Source organism: Prochlorococcus marinus XMU1419, from assembly GCF_017695955.1.
Taxonomy (GTDB): domain Bacteria; phylum Cyanobacteriota; class Cyanobacteriia; order PCC-6307; family Cyanobiaceae; genus Prochlorococcus_A; species Prochlorococcus_A marinus_AD.
In genome coordinates, this window is record NZ_JAAORO010000003.1 from 312,949 (window position 1) to 333,504 (window position 20,556).

Below are 20,556 nucleotides of genomic sequence, written 5' to 3' on the forward strand. Positions count from 1 at the left end.
TTTTAATAATTTTTGAAACAAATATTTTAGCTTACTACAGCTAAAATATCCTTTTCTGAGAGCAAGACATATTCATCTCCTCCCAATTTAATGTCTGTTCCAGCATATTTGCTGTACAAAACTTTATCGCCAATACTCACTTCTGGAGTTTGTCGAGAACCATCTTCGTTAAGTTTCCCAGGACCTACCTGAGCAACTTCTCCTATTTGTGGTTTTTCCTTGGCTGTATCGGGCAAAAGAATGCCCCCAGCAGTTTTTTCCTCAGATGCGGAAACTTTAATAAATATTCTATCTCCCAGTGGTTTAACTGTAGAGACTGTAAGTGAAACAGCTGCCATAGATTAATGGAGAATCATGATTGAGACGCTATGCGTCATAAAATTAGAAAGAGAAATTCTCTATCCGTATCATCAACAACATAATCTGCTAAGCAGCAATTAAACCATACTTCAACTGTGCGGGTGGCCGAACCGATTTAACGAATCTACCCATGAGGTGGTAGTATTTTCGGATTATAAGCTGTATAAAATCAGCTATTCATCACCAAACAATAAAAAATGGTAGCAACTCCATCAACTTCTTCACAAACAAAAGGCGTAGTTCGCCAGGTAATTGGACCAGTCTTAGATGTAGAATTCCCAGCCGGAAAATTACCAAAAATATTAAATGCTTTAAGAATTGAAGCAAAAAATCCTGCTGGGCAAGAAATAGCACTTACTGCAGAGGTGCAACAGCTTCTTGGTGACCATAGAGTAAGAGCAGTCGCTATGAGCGGCACAGACGGTCTTGTAAGAGGCATGGAGGCAATAGATACGGGTGCTCCAATATCAGTGCCTGTAGGGGAAGCAACTCTAGGAAGAATATTTAATGTTTTAGGAGAACCAGTAGACGAACAAGGTCCAGTAAAAACCAAAGATACTGCGCCAATTCATAGAGCCGCTCCAAAATTAACTGACCTTGAGACTAAGCCAAAAGTTTTTGAAACTGGAATAAAAGTTATCGACCTTTTAGCTCCTTATAGGCAAGGAGGAAAAGTTGGATTATTTGGAGGAGCTGGCGTTGGGAAGACCGTTTTGATTCAAGAATTAATTAATAATATTGCGAAAGAACATGGTGGAGTTTCTGTTTTTGGAGGTGTAGGAGAAAGAACAAGAGAAGGGAACGATTTATACGAAGAATTTAAAGAATCTGGCGTTATCAATGCAGATGATTTAACACAATCAAAAGTTGCTTTATGCTTCGGACAGATGAATGAACCACCTGGCGCAAGAATGAGGGTAGGCTTATCTGCACTTACAATGGCTGAACATTTTAGAGATGTGAACAAGCAAGACGTTTTACTTTTTGTTGATAACATTTTTAGATTTGTGCAAGCCGGCTCTGAAGTATCTGCTTTACTTGGAAGAATGCCTTCAGCTGTTGGATACCAACCCACTCTAGGAACTGATGTTGGTGAATTACAAGAAAGAATTACTTCTACTTTAGAAGGTTCAATAACCTCTATTCAGGCTGTTTATGTACCTGCAGATGACCTAACAGATCCTGCTCCAGCTACAACTTTTGCTCATTTAGACGCTACTACTGTACTCGCTAGGGCTCTTGCAGCTAAGGGAATTTATCCAGCGGTTGACCCACTAGATTCGACAAGTACAATGCTTCAACCATCTGTGGTTGGCGATGAACATTACAAAACTGCAAGAGCTGTTCAATCAACTTTGCAAAGATATAAAGAGCTTCAAGACATTATTGCTATTCTCGGTTTAGATGAACTTTCTGAAGAGGATAGGTTAACAGTTGATAGGGCTAGAAAAATTGAAAAATTCCTTTCACAACCTTTTTTCGTAGCAGAAATATTTACAGGCATGTCTGGTAAGTACGTAAAATTAGAAGACACGATAGCTGGTTTTAACATGATTTTATCAGGTGAATTAGATGATTTACCTGAACAGGCATTCTATTTAGTCGGAAATATTGATGAAGTCAAAGCAAAGGCTGAAAAAATAAAGGCAGAAAAATAAACATCTATAAAAATATTTAACCCTCAATAGTTTTTAATTTAATGGCAATTTCTCTTAAAGTTTTAGCTCCTAACAAAAATGTTTATCAAGGCGAAGCTGAAGAAGTAATCTTACCCAGTACAACTGGCCAAATTGGTGTACTACCAGGACATATTTCTTTAGTTACTGCTATTGATATTGGCGTTTTAAGGCTAAGAATGAATTCTCAGTGGAAATCTATTGCTTTAATGGGTGGCTTTGCTGAAATTGAATCAGATGAAGTCATAGTTTTAGTAAACAACGCTGAAATTGGTTCTGAGATTAATATTCAAAATGCTGAAGAAGATCTTAAAGAAGCAAAATTAAAAATTAGTAAATACTCTGAAAATGAAAAAAATCCAGAGAAAATTAAAGCCTTGAAAGAAATTTCAAAGGCTGAAGCCAGGATTCAAGCTGCTAAAAACTAATTTTAAGCAGTTCCACAAAAAGTTACTTCAGGAAACTTTAGTTTCGCTTCTTCTAGTTTTTTTGTTTTACCCTCTTCTTGCCAATAATTGATTACTTCTGTAGCTTTATTCAATATTTCGACCCTTTCATTATCTGTAATCCAGCCCTTATTCTCTAATTCTCCTTTTAATTTTTCCCAAGCATCATCCCTCGGCCAAAAATAATAAGCAGTTAAAGGACTTGGACCACCCCCAACTATTTGATCAACAGCTAATGCGACATTATCTGGTAACCAGAGTACTTTAATAATAAATCTTCCTTCGTCAGGTTTAGGAGTATAACCAGAAGGGACCCCATCTTCATCAATTTTGGCAGCAGCTAGTACAGCTGAAGCTCCTAACATTCCTGAATTAGGAGAAGAATTTTTAGATTTTGGGTCATCACTAATTTTTTCTTTTGAATTTTGATTTAACTTATCTGATGAAGTCATTCACTTAATTATCTTTCATAAATAATTTATCAGTTTATGGTCACCTTTTGATTGATTTATTCAAAATTTCTTGATTTTAGTTATTCATACTTTTTTTAAAAGTATTTTTATCTATCATGAGGAACTTTATAAAAATCATAAATTGTAGCTTCCAAGGAATCCCAAAGATCTTTAGGGATGTCGTTTTCTTCAGCAAACATACCAAGCTGACTAGCCAAACCTCTTGCTTGCAAAAGTTTTGAATCATGGGAATCTGACTTATTCATATTCATATTTGAACTTTAAACTTTATAAAAAATAAATCTATTAATTAGATAAGTCAAATTTTAAAATTCTAAATCAGAAATTTCTTTTAGTGCAGCAATACTTAAAACTTCTGGTTTTGTGTCTTGGACCAGAACATCATCTTCTATTCTTATCCCAATGCCTTTCCATTTCTCGTCAATGAGAGGTTGTCCTTCAGGGACTGGGATCCTATCACTTATATAGATCCCAGGTTCTACGGTGAGAATCATTCCATTCTGTAATGGAACTTCATAGTCCCCCATTCTATATGCTCCAACATCATGCACATCTAATCCAAGCCAATGCCCAGTTCTATGCATGTAAAGATGTTTATAAGATTGATTCTCAATTATCTCCTCAGTACTGCCTGCCAATAACCCGATTTCTTTTAATCCTTCAATCAGAATTTTTAAGGCAACATTATGTACAGCATTAGAATTGGATCCAGTTACTGCACTTTTTATTGCATTTTTCTGCGCACTCAATACAATTTCGTAAATAACTTTTTGCTCTTTAGAAAATTTTCCGCCTATTGGGATAGTTCTTGTTATGTCTCCATTGTAATAATCAGTTAGTGAGCAGCCAGCATCTACCAACAACAAATCTTTCTTGTTCAATTGACAGTTATTTGAAGTGTAATGCAAAATACATGCATTATCGCCTGAAGCAACAATAGAGTTATAAGCGGGACCTCTTGCACCTTTTTCCAAAAAGAATCCTTCTAGAAGCCCCTGTATTTGTCTTTCATTTTTCTTTGTTGAGATAGATTCTCTAACTAGTTCATGAGCTTCTGCTGAAATTTGTATAGCCTCTCTCATACGATTAATTTCAAATTTACTTTTAATTAATCTCATCTCATTTAAATAAATTTCTGGAGATTTTATAGAATTTGCACCAATCCCTAATCTTGAGCGATTTTCAAGTTGTTGTGAAAATATCTCCAGTACTATTTTCTCGATTAATGGATACTTACCAATCGAAAAAACAAGTTCATCACAACCATTTATATAACTAGGAAGCAAATCTTTTAGCTCGGTTATTGAGTGAGCCTTATCTGCCTTAAACTCATTTTCAGCGCCTTCTAAACCCCATCTAAAGCCGTGCCATACTTCACTGATGACATCTTTAGGAGAAACAAACATAATAAATCTCTCTCCCTTTGGCTTATGAGATAAAAAAAGAGCGATAGCATCAGGTTCATCGAAACCAGTTAAATACCAAAAATTACTATCTTGTCTAAAAGGATATTCACAATCAGCATGGTGCTTTACAAGATTAGCTCCAGGAATAATAGCAGCTTTTCCACCTAATCTATTTAGGAAAATTTCTCTTCTTTCTTCAAAAACTTTATTGTCTTGTTTAAACATAAATTGTGTATTGGCGTGTTTAAAAAAAAAATGGAAGAATGAGTTAAAACAGATTTAGTACTTATTCTATTTTAATGGAACCAAGTGTTTACGGTTTAATTTTGCTCATTATTATAATTTTAATTGGCTCTGCATGTTGTTCGGGAGTAGAAGCGGCTTTTTTAGCTGTAAATTCAATTAGAATTCTAGAAATAGCCTCAAAACAAAAGCCAAAAAGTTCTGCGAATCAACTCCTTAAACTTAGAAAACATCTTGGAAGGACATTAACTGTAATTACTATCACTAATAATGGATTTAACATAATCGGAAGTCTTATTTTAGGCGTATACGGAGCATTAGTAATTAACAGTAGTTATGGTTTAACCCTATTTTCAATTGTTTTTTATATATTAGTTGTTTTGGTAGGGGAAGTACTACCAAAAGCTCTTGGCACAAGATTTTCAGTCCAAATAGCAATATTATCCGTTCCTATCTTGAGAATATTAAATACTCTAATGAGGCCATTCTTAATATTAATAGAACAAATATTTCCTGTTATTACTGCAGAAAATGAAATTTCAACTGATGAAGAAGAAATTAGGCAAATGGCCAAAATTGGAAGTCAGAAAGGTTTGATAGAAGCTGATGAGGCAGCAATGATATTTAAAGTTTTTCAACTAAATGATTTAAAAGCTAAAGATTTAATGATCCCTAGGGTGTCAGCACCTTGCCTTGATGGGTCTTCTAATCTTGATGAAATCTCAAAACTCATAATGTCCGATAACTCTCCATGGTGGGTTATTTTGGGAGATAAAGTTGACAAGATACAAGGGGTAGTTAAACGTGAAAAAATGTTAGCAGAGTTAGTTAATGGGAAAAATAAGAAATTATTATCGGAAATTTGCGAACCTGTGGACTATATTCCAGAAATGATTAAGGCAGATCAATTATTAACAAGATTTGACAAGAATCATAAAGGAGTGAAAGTAGTAGTAGATGAATTTGGGGGATTCGTGGGAATTATTGGTTCAGAAGCTGTTCTATCTGTTTTGGCGGGTTGGTGGAAAAAATAAATCATGAAACAATTTAAAATTAATAAAAATTATTTACTTTTAAAAAATTGGTGGGAATCTATTGACCTTACCAATTATGAAAAAAGTCTTTTAAATAGAGAAATAATTTCTTTTAATCAACAACTTTTTAGACTCAAAGAAAAAAAAATAAGAATTGGAGTATATGGAAAATCAGGAGTAGGAAAATCCACAGTTTTAAATTCTTTATTAAAAAAAGATCTATATAAAACTGATATTATTAATGGAACTACAAGAGAAATACAAGCTGAAGAATGGAATATTAGAGATAAAACACTCAACGGTATAGAATTGCTAGATTCTCCAGGATTTGATTTCTGCGATATTAAATCCCCAGATAAAGTTTACTCCTTCATAAATCATACAGATATTATTTTATTTATAGTCTCAGGTGACTTAAATAGAAATGAATTAAATGAAATCAAATCCTTAATTAAAGATGGGAAAAAAATTATTGTAATTTTAAATAAAATCGATCTTTTTAATAAAATTGAATTAAAAGAAATAATAGAAAGTATAAAATTTAAGCTTCCAAAAGATTTAAATATTCCGATAATTACTAATCATGAAAACAATCTTAAAAATTACATGACAAAAATAATAAATAAATATGGTGAGATATTTTTAACACTAAATTCCCTTCAATCAGCTGACAAATTGTTTCTGCAAATAAAAGAGCAAAGATTGAAAAGAAGGCAGAAATTAGCACAGTCAACTATTGGTAAATTTTCGACCATAAAGGCATCAACAGTAGCTCTTAATCCTTTTATTATGTTCGATATTGCTGGTAGTTTTGCACTAGATACAGCATTGATTAGGGAATTAAGTAAGATTTACGGCTTAAATCTAAAGGGTGAATCTACCAGAAAAATATTTAAAAATATATCAATTAATAATTTATTTTTGGGAGTCACTCAAGTCGGCGTCAATACCTCTTTTAACCTCATAAAAAAAGTAATTATTTTAACAGCACCTTTCACTAACGGGCTTTCATTATTGCCCTATGGACCCATAGCAATTATCCAGGCAGTAATCGCAGTTTATTCCACAAAAATTCTTGGGCAATTAGCAGCAAAAGAGATATTTATAAGAAGCAAAGCTTCTTTTATAGAGCCTGCTATTATGCTCCAAAAAATGAACTTTAATGATCCAGAGATTTTTAAACACATAAATATTTATTTTTCAAATAGAAATTTAAATAATAATTTTGTTAGCATTCTGCCTTAAACTTAAATGGGAAAAAGCATCGCATTATTTGGTACCAGTGCAGATCCACCTACCATTGGACATAAAAAAATTCTTGAAGAATTATCCAAAATATATGCTTTTACAATTGGTTATGTTAGTAACAACCCCAACAAAAATCACAAAGAAGATATCTTAATTCGTAGCCATTTATTAAAAACTCTTATTGAAGATTTAGATAATCCTAAAATTTTATTTAATCAAAGTGTTAGTAGCCAATGGGCCGAAGAGTCAATTAAAAAATGTAAAAGAATTTATGAATTAAATAATCTAGATTTTGTTATTGGTAGCGATTTAATTAAAGATATTTTCTACTGGAAAAATTTTGATAAAATTACTGATGAGGTTACTTTTTTAGTAATTTTAAGAGAGGGATATCCTGTTGAATCAAATACTCTTAAAATGTTAGATACTTATAAAGTAAAATTTAAAATTTCAACCATAAAAATCCCAAACATTTCAAGTTCTACGCTCAGGTCAAATTTCAATTATTCTCATTTACCAACTTCATTAATAGATATTGTTAAAAAGAATAATTTATATGAATCCACTAAATTAGTTGAATGAAGTTTTTACTTGCTCAAATTAATCCAGTAGTTGGTGATTTAGAGGGTAATGCAAAAAAAATACTTTGTACTGCTTCGAAAGCTAGCTCAACTTTTGCTGATTTAGTTCTTACTCCAGAATTATCACTATGGGGATATCCAGCAAATGACCTACTTCTTAAAAAAAATTTAATCAAAAATCAATATCAAATTCTTGATCAATTAGCCTTAGATATTAATAAAAAATACGGAAGCTTGAGTATCACAGTAGGGATAGCTGAGATAATAAATGATTCTTTTTTCCCAAATCTTTATAACTCTATTGCATTGCTTGAGCGCGGAGAGTGGAAAATAATTGCTCGTAAAATTATCCTTCCCACCTATGAAGTATTTGATGAGAAAAGATACTTTAGGTCAGAAGAAAAAGTTTCCGTATTAACAAAAGAAATTAATAATAAAACCTGGCGACTTGGCTTCACTATATGTGAGGATTTATGGGTCAACAAAAATATAGAAGGTAGAGGAATTCATAAAAAAAATCCTATTTTTGATTTAAAGAAAAAAAAAGTTGATATCTTAGTGAACTTATCGGCCTCCCCATATACCTTCAAAAAGTTAGAGCTAAGATCCAAAGTTTCGAGTTTTGCTGCTAAATATCTTCAAGTACCGCTGATATATGTAAACCAGATTGGAGCAAATGATAATTTAATTTTTGATGGAAATAGTTTTATTCTTGATAAGAATGGATCTAAAATTAAGCAATTAAAATCTTTTTCAGAAGACCTCTCCAGTTGGGATATTAAACAAACAAAACCTCAAAAAAATAAATTTAAAAATTCTGAGATGTCATCAATTTTTGATGCATTAGTCCTTGGTGTTAGGGATTATGCTCAAAAATGCAGTTTTAAAACAGCTTTAATTGGACTAAGTGGTGGCATTGATTCAGCACTAGTTTCAGCAATTGCGACAGCTGCTCTAGGCAGTAATAACATTCATTGCGTTTCAATGCCCTCTAAGTGGAGCTCATCTCATTCAAAGAGTGATGCGAAAGATTTAGCGAGAAGATTAAAAATAAATTTCAATAGCATCCCAATTGAAAAATTGATGAACTCTTTTGAAGAATCTTTTATAAATACAATATCTTTCGAGATGGCTGAAATAACAAATCAAAATATTCAATCAAGAATCAGAGGAACTCTTCTTATGGCTTTAGCAAATCAAGAAAAGCATTTATTACTCTCAACAGGAAATAAATCAGAGCTAGCTGTAGGATATTGCACACTTTATGGTGATATGAATGGGGGATTATCGGTAATCGGGGATTTATATAAAACTAATGTTTTTAAATTATGCAATTGGCTTGATAGTAAAGATTCAATTAATCATAGAAAGTCATATATGTTAGATACTAATGTGGAAATAATTGGAGAAAATATACGTACGAAGGCTCCAAGTGCCGAATTAGGTCCTGATCAATTAGATACTGATTCTCTACCACCTTATTCTATTTTAGATAATATTCTTAAAGGAATTATTGAAGAGAAAAAAGATTTACAACAACTAGAAAAAGATGGTTATAAAAAAGATTTAATTTTAAAAATTATCTCACTCATAAAAAAAGCGGAATTTAAAAGAAAGCAGGCTCCTCCAATCCTAAAACTAAGCAGTCAATCATTAGGAAGTGACTGGAGAGTTCCCATAGCAATATCTTATTAATCACTTTAAATACACTGTTGGATTTTTTTTAAAGGCCGTTTAACTGAATCAAGGTTGATACCTTTTTTGATAGCAAGAATTATGCCTGCAGCTTCTAAATAATTATCCACTTCGAAAAGATTGGGATATTCATAAAACTCATTTGTCACTTTTAATGTATTTTGATTTTTTACAGAGATAATATTTAAACCTTTTTCAATCCCTGCTAGTACTGCTTCTCCACCTAATGCACCATTAGGAACAACAATAGATTCAATCTGATCAGGGTGTAGTGAGAATGATTCATTTTTAGTAGGCAATTCAACAATGTCAGGAGCATTACTTAACCCAATCAGTACTGATGGTAAAAAGGTGTATCCTATTTCTTCTGCAGCTGCACGAGGATCTAAATTTTCATTTAATTCAATTGGATTTAAAGCAGGTGCGTGAGCACAGGGAACTTTTAAAAATTTGCTTATTAAATGGCTTATAACTGCTTCGACTCCAGCAATAGGATCTACCCCTCTCCCCTCTCGATAGATATTTGTTTCTAAAGAATCTGGATCATCTGGAAATTTTGCCACAATTGCTATTGCCGTAACTCCTCTTTCTATTAAACATTTTCCAGCATCAATTAGAGTATCAGGATTTTCAATTATGCCACCACTGATTTTTGAAGAATCAGAATCAATAACTATGTTTAATGGATTTTTTGTAATCACATAAGAATGAACATTAATCCCTAAAGTAGAAACACATGCATCAGCAACTTGTAAATGTCTCACTAATATTTCTTTTTCAATGGCCGAATCAAAAATTATCCCAATTTTCTGTTGCTTCACCTTTTTTAAAGCGATTTCACCTTTAGCAAGTCGGTCTAAACTATAACCCTCAACATAAAAAATATTTTTATCTTTTTCTGAAAGAGTACCGCCATTCATAACATTTGGATGAGTAATTAAACATCCACTTGCCGATGCTAATAATTTAGCGGTAGGAAGTGCATCCCCTGCAAAACCTCCTATTTCACAACCAATACCAGTTGGAACAATGAATATTGTTGGTGAATTTTCCATTATTAGAACTATTTCAATTTATATTTTTTAATTAGCTAAGACAGCTTTAATTTTAAGTTGTTTTGTTCCAAAAGAGTCAATTGAATTTTGAATATCAACAATTGACCATCGAATTAAATCACCTTTTTTTTCTAAATTTGCAATGATAAATTCCCTTAAATTTTTTAATTTTATTGAAACTGGCCAATCTAAATAAAAATCAACTGAACTTAATTTCATTTTTGATATTTACCAAATTGATCATTATATAAATCATCTTCTACTTCTTTACCAATAACAATATTCAAATCTGACTTGGGATATGCCACACATAAAAGTGCAAAGCCCTTTTCCCTCAAATCATCGTTTAATCCCATGGCATCTTCTTGATCTACAGATCCTTCCAATATCATGGATGCACAATCTGTACAAACTCCTGAACAACAACTACTTGGTAAATCTATTCCATTCATTTTTGCCGCTGAAATAATATCTTGATCTTCAGAACATAAAAAACTAAAAGTCTTTTGCTCAAATTGAACTTTGATATTATATTCAGGCATTTCCTAAATCTTATTGCTAAACTGCAGAACCTCCTACTACTTCTAATATTTCTTGCGTAATAGCTGCTTGTCTGGCTTTGTTGTAGGTTAGATTCAAAGTACTTGCTAATTCTTTAGCATTATCACTCGCATTATTCATCGCAGTCATCCTGCAGGCTAGTTCTGAAGCTGCCGACTCTTGAAGAGCTCTAAGTACCTGATTCTGTAAATATAATGGTAATAACGAATCTAATAGTTGATCAGGACTCTGTTCAAAAACAATATCTGATGGCAACTTCTCTGAATCACTTTTTTCAATATTTGATTTTTCAACAAGTAACTTACTATCTTTTGTAGTCAACCTAAAAATCTCATCTTTTTCCTCAGCAATTCCTTGAGGGTCAAGTGGCAATAGTGTTTGAACGACAGGGGCGCAGCTAACAAGAGTGATGAATTTCGTGTAAATAATTTCCACCCTATCAGAATTTTCTGAAAGAAATTCAGCTAAAATCTCATTTGTAACTCCTTCAGAGTCCTTAACTGTGGGTACTTGTTCTAGTTCTTTGAAAGTACTTTTAATTACATATCTATCCTTTCTATTTTGAAAATATCCAATAGCTTTCTTCCCTACCAAAATTAAATTTGGCTGATACCCTTGTTTGACTAATTCTGCGTATCTTATTTCTACCTTTTTTATTATATTTGTGTTGTAACCACCGCATAAACCTCTATCCGCAGTTATGCAAACCAAGCTGATGTTCTTTACTTCTCTCTTGCTTAATAGAGGAGAATCGACAGCCTCAAATTGTACTCTAGATTGAATATTTTCTAATACCCGTGCAAGTTTATCTGCAAAAGGTCTACTCTTAAGAACTTGATCTTGAGCTCTCCTAACTTTTGCAGCTGCAACAAGTCTCATGGCCTCCGTTATTTTTCTCGTATTTTTAACGGAAACGATTCGATCTCTAATCTCTTTCAGATTTGCCATTGTATCTCCTAAATAAATTTAAACTGTGGCAAGCATTGATGATTTAACTTCATTTATCACCTCTTTTAGTGTCGCTTCTAATCCATCATTTAATTTCTTTTCTTTAAGAATCTCTTCTATAAATTCTGCTTTATTTAACTTTAAATATTCCCTAAGTTCAGTAGCAAATTTAGTAACATCTTCAACAGGCACCTCATCAATAAGACCTTTCACTCCTGCATAAACAACTGCAACTTGTTCTGCAAGGTTTAATGGAGAGAATTGAGGTTGCTTTAATAACTCTCTTAGTCTTTTACCTCTTTCAAGTTGTTGCTGAGTTGCTTCATCAAGATCAGATGCAAATTGAGAGAAGGCAGCCAGTTCATCAAACTGTGCGAGTTCTAATTTTAAAGTTCCTGCAATTTTTTTAATTGCTTTTGTCTGAGCAGCTCCGCCAACACGACTAACAGAAATACCAACATTAATAGCTGGTCTTAATCCTGAGTTAAATAAATCTGCACTCAAGAATATTTGTCCATCTGTAATTGAAATAACATTGGTTGGAATATAAGCAGAAACGTCCCCTGCCTGAGTTTCAATAATTGGGAGAGCTGTCATAGAACCCCCTCCCATTGCATCAGAAAGTTTCGCAGCTCTTTCTAGTAATCTACTGTGTAAGTAGAACACGTCTCCAGGATAAGCCTCTCTTCCTGGTGGTCTCTTTAAAAGAAGAGACATTTGTCTATAAGCCTGCGCTTGCTTTGTTAGATCATCATAAATAACAAGTGTTGCTTTACCCTGATACATAAAATGTTCAGCAATGGCCGCGCCAGTATAAGGTGCTAAGTACTGTAAAGCAGCTGGTTCTGAAGCTCCTGCACTAACTACGACTGTATAATCTAGGGCTCCTCTCTCTCTTAAGACCTCTACGATGTTTGCAACTGATGCTGACTTCTGACCAATAGCTACGTAAACACAAACTACGTCTTGACCTTTTTGATTGATTATTGTGTCAATAGCAATCGCAGATTTTCCAGTTTGTCTATCACCAATAATTAATTCTCTTTGACCTCTTCCAACAGGAATCATTGCATCAATAGATGTGATACCTGTTTGCATTGGTTCATGAACTGATCTTCTCTTGATTATTCCAGGAGCCATTTCTTCAATCAACCTAGTATCACTTGTTGGAATTTCCCCTTTCCCATCTATTGGTTGTCCTAAAGGATTAACAACTCTCCCCTGCATCGCTTCACCAACGGGAACAGATGCGATTTTACCTGTGGACTTAACGTTACTTCCTTCTTGAACACCAAGTGCCTCTCCCATTAAAACGGCTCCAACATTATCATCTTCAAGATTTAAAGCTATACCTTCGGTACCATCCTCAAATTCCAACAACTCACCTGCCATGACCTGATCTAAGCCATATATTCTTGCAATGCCATCACCGATTTGCAGAACAGTTCCTACATTGCTAACACTTACAGATTGGTCATAATCAGTTATTTGTTGTTTTAAGATTGAACTGATTTCATCAGGGCGTATAGATACCATGGATTTAAGAATTTAAGGTTGATTTAAAAGTTACTTGGAAAGAGTTAAGCCAAGTTTTCTAATTTGTGAAGCAAGGGAAGCATCAATTACTTTTGATCCTACACTGGCGACGAAACCACCAATAAGAGATGGGTCGATTTTAGTTACAAGTTCTAATTTTTCTGTTCCAGCAATATTGATGATCTTTTTGGTGATTAAACCTTTCTGTTCATCAGTAAGCTCGACTGCAGAAGTAACAGTTGCCAAAGCAATATTACTATTTTCTCGGTAAATCTCTAAAAACCTATCAAGAATTGAAGTAAGGATTCCAATTCTTTGCCTATCGGCCAATAATTTTAAGAAATTTAGTAAAGAAGAATTAACCTTATTTGAAAAAATTTCAATAATAATTTTCTTCTTAGCATCTGTCTCAAGAATGGGAGAAGATAGTGCCTTCTCTAATTCAGGGGAATCATTTATTAATTCCAAGAGTTGTTTAACCTCAGAAACCATCTCTTCAGTTTGCGAATTTTCATTCACAACTTGAAGTAATGCCTCGGCGTATGGTGTAGTAACTGAATTTAAAAGTGGCATTAGTTCACCTCAATATTGTTAATTGATTGAGTTACCAAATTTTCTTGTGTTGTTTTATCAAGTCGATTTGGGAGAGAATCTAAAGCTTTTTTAATTGCCAGTTCAACAGCTTCTTTTCGAAGTTGAGAAATTGCTCTGGATGCTTCAGAGCTCTCATCAGAGATTGCACTTTGTTTAATTCGTGCCATCTCCTCTATCGCTTTTTTCTCACTTTCCATTCTGATTGATTCAGATCTTTTAAGGGAATCTGCTTTTATTTGAGAAGCTTTTTCTTCTGCTGAAGATAAATCTTTCTTCGCCTTTTCTAAAGCTTGAGTTGCATTTAGGAGTCGATCTTCAGCATCTTTTAATTCAAGAAGGATTCCTTCTCTCCTTTTTTGAAGCATTTTACCTAGGAAACCAGGCAAAAATTTATAAAGACCGAAAACTACTACAGCCCAATTAAGGATATTAGTTTCAAATAAATTGAAATTCAATCCAAAACCTTCTGTAGCTAAAAGAGTTAAATTCATTTTTCTAGAATCAATCTATTAACAATAAGTTCGCTTAAATCATCAGCCTGTTTAGAAAGTTGATCACGCGCAGCAGATGTCTGACTTTCAATTTCTAGTCTTGCTTTTTCTTTTGAAGCATTTGCTTCATTGTTAGCAAGTTCTAGCGCTTCTTTATAGAGCTTATCAGATTCATCCTCAGCTTCGCTTACTATTCTTTGGGCTTCTGAACGAGCACTTTGAAGCTGAGTTAATAAATCAGCTTCTAATTTTTTAACCTCAGAAAGTTTATTTTTGGCCTCAATAATATTATTACTTACAAACTTTTCTCTTTTCTCTACAACATTGCCTACAGGCTTAAAAAAGAGAGAATTTAATATGTAAGTAAGCGCAACTACTTGTATCGCCATTAGTGGCAAAGTGGCATTTATATCAAATAATCCACCTTCTGTAGCACCAAAAAAATTAAAGGCCAACATATGATTCAGTTGAAGTTAAAAAATTAAATTTAGATATTGCTAATAAGGATTAGAAGCAATATTAACTTTTAGGAAAAAGGATTCGCAAAAAGTAGTACCAAAGCCACAACTAATCCGTAAATTGTTAATGACTCCATGAAAGCAAAAGATAAAAGAAGAGTTCCTCTGATTTTACCTTCAGCTTCTGGTTGACGGGCAATACCCTCAACAGCACCTTGAGCTGCGTTTCCTTGTCCAAGACCTGGGCCAATAGCACCTAGACCAACTGCTAAACCAGCAGCTACAACTGATGCAGCGGAAGTAATCGAATCCATAATTTTGAAATAAAGAGCTTAATACTTGTGATAATCTTTTTTGTCATACACGCCTGGACATCCTTTCTTTTAAGAATGGGTCTGATATTTTCAGACCTACGCGATTAGATATTTTGCCAGATTACAGACCCTTTGTAAAAGCGTCTGAATGTATTAGAAGACAGCTAATGATGTTCTTCAACAGCTTCTCCAATGTAGTAGGCCGCTAAAGTTGCAAAAATCAATGCCTGTATTGCACTAGTAAATAATCCTAAGAACATAACAGGTATTGGGAGAATCAGCGGAACTAAAAAGACTAGTACACCAACAACAAGTTCATCAGCCAAAATATTTCCAAATAGCCTGAAGGAGAGTGATAAAGGTTTCGTAAAGTCCTCTAGAATTTTGAAAGGAAGCATAATAGGAGTTGGGTGAACGTAATATTCAAAGTATCTCCATCCCTTATTGCTTAAACCTGCATAGAAATAAGAAAGTGAAACCAACAAAGCCAAGGCAATAGTTGTATTGATATCTGCAGTAGGTGCACCTAATTCTCCACTTGGCAACTTAACCAATCTCCAAGGAATTAAAGCTCCCCCCCAATTACTAACAAAGACGAATAAAAATAATGTACCTATAAATGGCATCCAATCTCTATATACTTTTTCACCTATTTGCGTCCTAGCAAGGTCTCTTATGTAATCCCATAGGAACTCAAGCAAGTTTTGAAGGCCTTTAGGATCATTTTCCATTTTCTTAGTTCCTAAAGAAATAAAAACTAATAACGCTCCTAATAAAATCCAAGATGTTAAAAATACCTGCCCATGAAGTCTGATATTTCCAACTTGCCAATAAAGATGTTGACCAACTTCTAATGCTGCAAAATTTGTTATCAAGGAATTAAAAAACATTTGTTTTGAATAAAAAAATTTACTTAAGAACGTGAAAAATAAAGAATGAGTGAAGGTTTATAAATGAAAAAACCTATCATTGCAGGAAAAATATCCAAAGATCCTAGCTTGCTTGCAAAAATAAAGAGGCAAACTGGAACTAAAAGTTGCAATTTTGATACACCTGAAGATTCTTTACCAAGTTTCCCTATACTTTTGGCAAGCAAACGTAGGTAAAAAATGCCGGCAATTGCACCTATAAAAATACTAAAACCAAAAGTAAAGCCAAGAAAAATTCCAGTTATTGATGCTAATAAAATAGAAACAATAAAAGTAACTCCAAAAATTGTTAATTGCAATTTTGTGTATTCATCATTTTGAGAAAGCAAATGATTTATTTGATTGGCAATGCCAGATTTACTTTCTTTTATGATCGAATTATTCAGGGATTGAGAAAATTGAACATTCTCATTAGAAGGATGCTCAAGTTTTTTTCTATTTGAGTCCACTGATGTGAACATAGTTTAGAAACCCTCTCTGAATGGTTTGAAGTAAGTATATAAACTCACGGAATCTATCACGGAGAGGTGCCTTTTAGCTAGTTTTTTTTCATAAAAAATTAATTCTTAAGATTTATGTTGAATCTGTAAACCATTTTTTACTTGATTCTTCAAAAATAAAATTTATGAAAAGTCATCTTTTTAATTGCTTTAACACTTTAAAACGTTAATAAAAGACTTGGCAAAATCTCATTTAAACGTCTCAATAGTACATATACATCTAAAAAATTGGAGATAAGTCAAGAAAAAATAAAATATAAAAGAATTTCTAAAAGAAAAAAAACCTACAATTCTAATTACAAAAAAAATTTAACAGACTCTATATTTCCCTTACCCTGGACGATATGGCCTTATGAGGCAAAAATCCTCATTGTCCTAATTGGAATTTGGTCAATATTAGGAATATGCATACTAGGATCATCGAGTTGGTGGGTAGCTAGTAGGGAAATGGGAAATTGGGCTTATTTCTTAAAAAAACAAATTATTTGGACAATTCCAGGCATTGGTCTATTTTATTCTGTTCTTAATACGAACATTAGAAGTCTTTTAAAGTTTTCAAGAATTATTTTTTATATTTTATTTTTTTTAATTTTTCTAACCAATATTACTGGAATTACAGTTAATGGCTCTTCAAGATGGCTAGTAGTAGGTTTTTTACGTTTGCAACCATCTGAATTAATAAAACCTTTTCTAATTCTTGAAGCTTCTAACCTTTTTGCTCATTGGAATCTGATAAAGAATGATAAAAAATTAATTTCAATATTCTCTTTTGGTTTATTAATTTTATTAATACTTAAACAACCTAATTTAAGTACTGCATCATTAACTGGAATTCTTTTTTGGGTAATGGGTTTTTGTGGAGGCGTAAAACTTAGCTCTCTTTGCTCATTTGCTTCATTAGGATTCGTAACTGGATGCATTAGTATCCTCAATAATGAATATCAAAAACTTAGAGTTACTTCATTTATTAATCCTTGGAAAGATCAACAGGAAAGCGGATTTCAATTGGTTCAGAGTTTATTAGCTATAGGTTCAGGTGGTCTATTTGGCCAAGGTTTTGGACTTTCTATGCAAAAATTACAATATTTACCGTTTATGTATACAGATTTTATTTTTGCCATTTTTGCAGAAGAATTTGGTTTGTTGGGTTGTACTTTATTCTTAGGATTTTTAGCAGTTTTCTCTTTAATAAGCCTAAGAATTAGTCTTAAGTGCAGGAACAACTATACAAAATTAGTTGCTATCGGATGTGGTGTATTGTTAGCAGGTCAATCGATAATGCATATTGCTGTGGCAACAGGATCCATGCCTACTACAGGCTTACCACTACCTTTCATTAGTTATGGTGGAAATTCTTTAATAGCATCTTTTTTTATTGCAGGAATGTTACTGAGATGTTCATTAGAATCAACAGGATTCATAGGTATGATTAATACACGAAAGTCCCTTAATTAGTTAGAATTTAAAAGAATTAAGTCAGGTTATCGAATCATTTAATTTAGTTATTTCAGAATTATCTCAGAAGGGTATTCTGCTTATGCAGAATGGTCTTAATAATCCTGGCCCATTTACTATTTTTTTGGTTTTCAGCGCAGGACTTCTAACGAGTCTTGGTCCATGTTCATTATCATTATTACCTATCACTATTGCTTATATAGGAGGAACAGAGAAAAATAAATTTAAACTTATTAGTTTTTCAGGAGGAGTCGTTTTTTCACTTGTTGCCCTTGGTGCTGCTAGTGGATTCTTGGGTAGAATATATGGGCAAATCCCATCTTATTACACTTCGGTAGTTGCCTTGATAGCAATAATAATGGGTTTAAATTTACTAGGGATTCTAAAATTTCAGTTCCCAAATGGACCTGATATAAAAATTATTGAAGATAAAATACCAACTTTTATAGCACCTTTTGCAATAGGGACTACTTTTGGACTAGCTTCTTCACCATGCATTACTCCAGTTTTAGCAACTCTTTTGGCTTGGGTATCGCAAGCTAAAAACCCTACAATTTCTATTATTTTTTTATTTTTCTTTGGGATAGGCCAAGTAACCCCTTTAATTGTTGCAGGAGCTACTGCAGAAAACTTAAAACAATTTTTAGAGCTTAGAAAATTTAGTCAAATAATTCCTACTTTAAGTGGGATATTTTTAGTTTCCCTAGGGTTATTAAATTTATTTTCAAGTTGGATTTAAATGATTATTTTTAAGAATCTAATTTTAAAAATATCAAGTTTAAGATTCGCCATATTACTAATAATCTTCATAGCTATTACTAGTGGCATAGGTACTTTTATACCTCAAGGAAATAATTATAAATTCTATATTGATAATTTCGATAGTGCTCCCATTTTTGGATTTTTAGATGGTGAAAAAGTCTTAAAACTTCAATTGGATCACATATATACAAGCTTTTGGTTTTTATTTACATTAATTCTTCTTTGCATGTCGCTAGCAGCTTGCAGTTTCAGGAGGCAAATCCCTTCATTAAAAGCTTCATTAAAATGGATTGAATACAAGAGCGAAAAAAAATTTAGCAAACTACAACTAACTACTAGTCACCCAATCAATCAAAATGGAGACCATTTATCAAAAGTAGATTTATTACTTAAAAAAAAAGGATGGAAAACTTACAAATTTAAAAGTCATATTTCTGCAAGAAAAGGTTTAATTGGAAAAATTGGACCTTTAGTTGTACATATCGGATTAATAGTCTTACTTATAGGTTCAGCATATGGAAGTTTTACAAGTCAATCAAAAGAACAATATTTAATGCCTGGAGAAAGTTTGGATCTCGTTAATGAGAGCGCAAACTCAAAAGCAAATGTAAAATTAGTCGATTTTTCTATAGAAAGAGAGAGTGATGGAGTACCCAAACAGTTTATTTCAAAATTAAATTTTTCTTCTAAAGACCTAAATTTAAATAAGATAAAAACTGCCAAAGTTAATAACCCAATCAGATTTAAAGGATTAACTATATATCAAGCTGATTGGGCAATATCCAATGTTGTTTTAGAAATAGATAATATACTTTATCAATTACAATTAAAGGAGATTCCAGAAATCGGTAATCAAGTTTGGGGAGTTTTAGTTGAATTAGGATCGGAGACAAAGAAAAATTTCCTTTTAACAATAGATAATGAAAATGGTCCACTTAAAATTTCAAATTTAGAAAATTTTTCCGGGAATAATCTTTATATCAATGACAATCCTTTGGAAGTAAATTCTTCAAAAGTATCTTTAAAAAAAATAATTCCCAGCAGTGGATTAATAATTAAAAATGATCCTTCAATACCATTTATTTATTTTTCTTTTATTTTAATAATTTTTGGAACAATAATAAGTCTCGTCCCAACTAACCAATTATGGATTCTTGTAAATCAAGAATCACAAAAGTTATCTATAGGAGGTCTTAGCAATAAAAATCTAGTTGGTTTTAAAAAAGAATTTTTTAAGATATCAGAAGAAATAAAAAATTTTTAATTTTTTTTCTGTCCACTAAAAATATCTAATTGCATAGAAACATTACCTCTGGGGTTAAATGAAGCATTTAAATGTATCCAGTGAGGTGAGCCTTCATTCACTAAATCATCCATAATTCTATTAACAACTTCCTCATGTGATATTTTTATATCTCTAAAATTATTAATATAAAGTTTTAAAGACTTCAACTCATAGACTTTCAAATTAGGTTGATAAATAATATTTAACTTTGCAAAATCTGGATAACCAGAAAAGGGGCACTTACATGTAAATTCAGGTAACTGGATAGAAATTTCATAAATTCTTTTCTTATTTGGATTATCGAAACAAATTATTTTTGATTCTTCAATAATTCTTTCACCATAAAGTGGTTTTTGCGTCGAACCTTCTAATTTAGCTGTACTCATTTTTAGTAGAACTCATTTACTAAAACTATATAAAAAGATCAAAATCTGCAAAATCCCAAAAAGCCTAAGTATTACAATTGCATACGTCAAAAGCTGCTAAATCTTATTTTTGTATCAGTT

At 32.6% G+C, this 20,556-nt stretch carries 25 protein-coding genes; 9 read left to right on the top strand and 16 right to left on the bottom strand.

Annotated features, from left to right (window positions below):
- Nucleotides 1–26 precede the first annotated feature (26 nt).
- On the bottom strand, nt 27–338 hold the full coding sequence (groES, locus tag HA151_RS07835) for a co-chaperone GroES (protein WP_209106905.1): 312 nt from the start codon (nt 336–338) through the stop codon (nt 27–29).
- A gap of 219 nt (nt 339–557) precedes the next feature.
- On the opposite strand from groES, the gene atpD reads away from it, so the two are divergent.
- Together atpD and atpC are read left to right on the top strand one after the other, a co-directional pair.
- Complete coding sequence (atpD, locus tag HA151_RS07840) at nt 558–2,018, top strand: F0F1 ATP synthase subunit beta (protein WP_209106906.1); 1,461 nt, start codon at nt 558–560, stop codon at nt 2,016–2,018.
- Nucleotides 2,019–2,059: 41 nt separating this feature from the next.
- Nucleotides 2,060–2,464, top strand: a complete 405-nt coding sequence (atpC, locus tag HA151_RS07845) for an ATP synthase F1 subunit epsilon (RefSeq protein ID WP_209106907.1) — start codon at nt 2,060–2,062, stop codon at nt 2,462–2,464.
- Nucleotides 2,465–2,466: 2 nt separating this feature from the next.
- Here atpC and HA151_RS07850 read toward each other — a convergent pair whose 3' ends face one another.
- The 3 genes from HA151_RS07850 to HA151_RS07860 all read right to left on the bottom strand — a co-directional run bounded on the left by HA151_RS07850 (nt 2,467) and on the right by HA151_RS07860 (nt 4,586).
- A complete protein-coding gene (locus HA151_RS07850) occupies nt 2,467–2,934 on the bottom strand; it encodes a 30S ribosomal protein PSRP-3 (protein ID WP_209106908.1) in 468 nt (155 codons plus the stop codon).
- A 107-nt stretch (nt 2,935–3,041) separates the two neighbouring features.
- Nucleotides 3,042–3,200 (bottom strand): hypothetical protein, encoded by a 159-nt coding sequence (locus HA151_RS07855; RefSeq protein WP_209106909.1) that lies wholly within the window; start codon nt 3,198–3,200, stop codon nt 3,042–3,044.
- Between the two features lie 60 nt (nt 3,201–3,260).
- Nucleotides 3,261–4,586: an aminopeptidase P N-terminal domain-containing protein gene (locus HA151_RS07860; protein WP_209106910.1), complete on the bottom strand. Its 1,326-nt coding sequence runs from the start codon at nt 4,584–4,586 to the stop codon at nt 3,261–3,263.
- Between the two features lie 74 nt (nt 4,587–4,660).
- Here HA151_RS07860 and HA151_RS07865 point away from each other — a divergent pair, with 74 nt between their 5' ends.
- Genes HA151_RS07865 through HA151_RS07880 form a run of 4 tightly spaced genes read left to right on the top strand, consistent with a single transcriptional unit; the run spans nt 4,661 to nt 9,162 of the window.
- Complete coding sequence (locus tag HA151_RS07865) at nt 4,661–5,638, top strand: CNNM domain-containing protein (protein ID WP_209106911.1); 978 nt, start codon at nt 4,661–4,663, stop codon at nt 5,636–5,638.
- A 3-nt stretch (nt 5,639–5,641) separates the two neighbouring features.
- The gene (locus HA151_RS07870) at nt 5,642–6,883 is read left to right on the top strand and encodes a GTP-binding protein (protein WP_209106912.1); all 1,242 of its coding nucleotides are present in this window, start codon (nt 5,642–5,644) and stop codon (nt 6,881–6,883) included.
- Nucleotides 6,884–6,889: 6 nt separating this feature from the next.
- The gene (locus HA151_RS07875) at nt 6,890–7,468 is read left to right on the top strand and encodes a nicotinate-nucleotide adenylyltransferase (protein ID WP_209106913.1); all 579 of its coding nucleotides are present in this window, start codon (nt 6,890–6,892) and stop codon (nt 7,466–7,468) included.
- Nucleotides 7,465–9,162, top strand: coding sequence for an NAD+ synthase (locus HA151_RS07880; RefSeq protein ID WP_209106914.1), 1,698 nt, complete (start codon nt 7,465–7,467; stop codon nt 9,160–9,162). The genes HA151_RS07875 and HA151_RS07880 overlap by 4 nt, the downstream gene beginning before the upstream one ends.
- Before the next feature lie 5 nt (nt 9,163–9,167).
- On the opposite strand, the gene HA151_RS07885 is transcribed toward HA151_RS07880, so the two are convergent.
- From HA151_RS07885 to HA151_RS07935, 11 genes are all read right to left on the bottom strand, one after another.
- Nucleotides 9,168–10,217 carry a DUF3326 domain-containing protein gene (locus tag HA151_RS07885; protein WP_209106915.1) on the bottom strand — a complete coding sequence of 350 codons (1,050 nt, stop codon included), beginning with the start codon at nt 10,215–10,217 and terminating at the stop codon, nt 9,168–9,170.
- A gap of 27 nt (nt 10,218–10,244) precedes the next feature.
- A complete protein-coding gene (locus tag HA151_RS07890; RefSeq protein WP_209106916.1) occupies nt 10,245–10,436 on the bottom strand; it encodes a hypothetical protein in 192 nt (63 codons plus the stop codon).
- Nucleotides 10,433–10,759: a 2Fe-2S iron-sulfur cluster-binding protein gene (locus HA151_RS07895; protein ID WP_011819064.1), complete on the bottom strand. Its 327-nt coding sequence runs from the start codon at nt 10,757–10,759 to the stop codon at nt 10,433–10,435. The genes HA151_RS07890 and HA151_RS07895 overlap by 4 nt, the downstream gene beginning before the upstream one ends.
- A gap of 16 nt (nt 10,760–10,775) precedes the next feature.
- Entirely contained in the window at nt 10,776–11,726 is a 951-nt protein-coding gene (locus HA151_RS07900) for a F0F1 ATP synthase subunit gamma (RefSeq protein WP_209106917.1), read from the bottom strand.
- Between the two features lie 18 nt (nt 11,727–11,744).
- The gene (gene atpA, locus HA151_RS07905; protein WP_011863563.1) at nt 11,745–13,262 is read right to left on the bottom strand and encodes a F0F1 ATP synthase subunit alpha; all 1,518 of its coding nucleotides are present in this window, start codon (nt 13,260–13,262) and stop codon (nt 11,745–11,747) included.
- A gap of 30 nt (nt 13,263–13,292) precedes the next feature.
- Nucleotides 13,293–13,835: an ATP synthase F1 subunit delta gene (atpH, locus tag HA151_RS07910; RefSeq protein WP_025915067.1), complete on the bottom strand. Its 543-nt coding sequence runs from the start codon at nt 13,833–13,835 to the stop codon at nt 13,293–13,295.
- Nucleotides 13,835–14,347, bottom strand: a complete 513-nt coding sequence (locus HA151_RS07915) for a F0F1 ATP synthase subunit B (protein WP_025882323.1) — start codon at nt 14,345–14,347, stop codon at nt 13,835–13,837. The genes atpH and HA151_RS07915 overlap by 1 nt, the downstream gene beginning before the upstream one ends.
- On the bottom strand, nt 14,344–14,805 hold the full coding sequence (locus tag HA151_RS07920) for a F0F1 ATP synthase subunit B' (RefSeq protein ID WP_209106918.1): 462 nt from the start codon (nt 14,803–14,805) through the stop codon (nt 14,344–14,346). The genes HA151_RS07915 and HA151_RS07920 overlap by 4 nt, the downstream gene beginning before the upstream one ends.
- A 68-nt stretch (nt 14,806–14,873) precedes the next feature.
- Complete coding sequence (gene atpE / locus HA151_RS07925; protein ID WP_002805169.1) at nt 14,874–15,119, bottom strand: ATP synthase F0 subunit C; 246 nt, start codon at nt 15,117–15,119, stop codon at nt 14,874–14,876.
- Nucleotides 15,120–15,283: 164 nt separating this feature from the next.
- The gene (gene atpB, locus HA151_RS07930; protein WP_209106919.1) at nt 15,284–16,009 is read right to left on the bottom strand and encodes a F0F1 ATP synthase subunit A; all 726 of its coding nucleotides are present in this window, start codon (nt 16,007–16,009) and stop codon (nt 15,284–15,286) included.
- A gap of 23 nt (nt 16,010–16,032) precedes the next feature.
- A complete protein-coding gene (locus tag HA151_RS07935) occupies nt 16,033–16,509 on the bottom strand; it encodes a hypothetical protein (protein WP_209106920.1) in 477 nt (158 codons plus the stop codon).
- Nucleotides 16,510–16,776: 267 nt separating this feature from the next.
- Here HA151_RS07935 and HA151_RS07940 point away from each other — a divergent pair, with 267 nt between their 5' ends.
- From HA151_RS07940 to HA151_RS07950, 3 genes are all read left to right on the top strand, one after another.
- Nucleotides 16,777–18,003 (top strand): FtsW/RodA/SpoVE family cell cycle protein, encoded by a 1,227-nt coding sequence (locus HA151_RS07940; protein ID WP_209106921.1) that lies wholly within the window; start codon nt 16,777–16,779, stop codon nt 18,001–18,003.
- A gap of 82 nt (nt 18,004–18,085) precedes the next feature.
- Nucleotides 18,086–18,742, top strand: a complete 657-nt coding sequence (locus HA151_RS07945) for a cytochrome c biogenesis CcdA family protein (RefSeq protein ID WP_209106922.1) — start codon at nt 18,086–18,088, stop codon at nt 18,740–18,742.
- The gene (locus HA151_RS07950; protein WP_209106923.1) at nt 18,743–20,029 is read left to right on the top strand and encodes a cytochrome c biogenesis protein ResB; all 1,287 of its coding nucleotides are present in this window, start codon (nt 18,743–18,745) and stop codon (nt 20,027–20,029) included.
- On the opposite strand, the gene queF is transcribed toward HA151_RS07950, so the two are convergent.
- On the bottom strand, nt 20,026–20,436 hold the full coding sequence (gene queF / locus HA151_RS07955) for a preQ(1) synthase (protein WP_209106924.1): 411 nt from the start codon (nt 20,434–20,436) through the stop codon (nt 20,026–20,028). The genes HA151_RS07950 and queF overlap by 4 nt on opposite strands.
- Nucleotides 20,437–20,556 lie beyond the last annotated feature (120 nt).